A 1,576-nucleotide genomic window follows, 5' to 3' on the forward strand; every position below is an offset into this window, starting at 1 on the left:
TCGACACCTCCCTCCTCGAATCCGCCGCCCCCGGCCGCTACCGCTTCCACGACCTCGTCCGGCTCTACGCGCGTGCCTGCGCCGAACGCGACGAGGCGCCCTCGGAGAGCGGCGAGGCGCTGTCGCGGCTGCTCGACTTCTACCTTGCGACGGCGGCGGCGGTGTACGCGATCGAGCGGCCCGGCGACCGCCTGGCCGACCACCTGGCGCCGGTGGACCGCCCCGCGCTCGGCTTCTCCGGCCCCCGCCAGGCCCGGGACTGGCTGTACGAGGAGGCCGACTGCCTCCTCGCCTGCGTACGGAGCTCACTCGACGGCGAACGGCTGCGGCGCGCCGTCGACCTGCTCTGGGCGGCGAAGGACCTCGCCGAGTCCGGCGCCAGGGCACACGCGTACGAGGAGGTGGCGACGGCGGCACGGGACGCGGCGCGCGCGGCGGGGGATGCCCGGAGCGAGGGCCGGGCCCGCAGGGCGCTGGTCGACGCGTACGTCATCGCGGGCCGTCGGCCACGCCGACGGAGAAGCGGTGCGAGCGGTGTGGCTCTCCCGCGAGACCGGTGACGCCGCCCTGCACGGGTGGGCGCTTGGCGCTCGGGGACTGATCGCCGTCTACAACGACCGGCTGTCCGAGGGCGAGGCATGCCTCCAGGAGGCCGTCGAGGGTTTCCGCGCGGACCACGCACCATGATCGTCCGAATTTCCAGGAGGGCGGTTCGGGCCACTCTCCGCCCCGTCCTCGGCCCTGCCAGGAGGATGTTCCCGCTCGGCCTGTCCGTCTGCTCCCCAAGGGCCGGGACACCCGCGCGGCACCAGGACTGAGTGCTCTGTTCGGGATACGGGTCAGACGATCAGGACCCGGCGGCCGCGCGTGTGGCCGGCCCGGCTGTCGATGTGCGCCGCCGCGGCCTCGGCGAGCGGGTACGACTTCTCGACCGGGATGTGGAGCTTTCCCCGCGAGATGAGGCGGACGGCCTCGGCGAGTGCTTCCGGCACACTCCCGGCCGTGCCGGAGAACCGGACCCCGAGCTCCGGTGCGCCGAGATCGGCGATGGAGATCACCTTCTGCGGATCTCCGGTCAGCTCGACGAGCTCGTGAATCACGCCCGAGCCGGCCAGGTCGAGAGCCGCGTCGACAGGGCCGAGCTGCCGCACCCGCTCGGCCCAGCCCTCGCCGTACGTCGTGGCGAGGGCGCCCAGGCTGCGCAGGTAGTCCTGGTTCGCGGCCCCGGCCGTGCCGATCACCGTGATGCCACGGTCGCGGGCGATCTGCAGCACCGCCGATCCGACGCCCCCGGACGCACCGCTGACCAGCAGCGTCTGCCCGGGCTGCACGCCGACCTCGAGGATGATGCGCAGCGCGGTCTCCACCACGGACGGGTACCCGGCCGCCTCTTCGAACGTCAGACCCTCGGGCATCCGGGCCCAGGCCGACAGCACGGCGAACTCGGCATAGGTGTCCGAGCCCTCGCCGAACACGTGGTCGCCGACCTCCACCCCTTCGACGCCCTCGCCGATCTCGTCCACCACCCCGGACGCGTCCAGCCCCAGTCCGGAGGGCAACTCGACCGGATGGGCCC

The 1,576-nt window shown here is 73.5% G+C and carries 1 protein-coding gene and 1 pseudogene; one reads left to right on the plus strand and one right to left on the minus strand.

The window, feature by feature from the left end; genetic code table 11:
• Nucleotides 1-672 (plus strand): annotated as a pseudogene (locus AB0K09_RS33255) (AfsR family transcriptional regulator); the annotation flags it as partial.
• 167 nt (nt 673-839) lie between these two features.
• Here the strand turns inward: AB0K09_RS33255 and AB0K09_RS33260 are convergent.
• The coding region (locus AB0K09_RS33260) for an NADP-dependent oxidoreductase (RefSeq protein ID WP_366069115.1) at nt 840-1,576 on the minus strand (737 nt) is incomplete at its 5' end.

Origin of the sequence: Streptomyces sp. NPDC049577 (genome assembly GCF_040675635.1) — a bacterium.
Classification (GTDB): Bacteria; Actinomycetota; Actinomycetes; order Streptomycetales; family Streptomycetaceae; genus Streptomyces.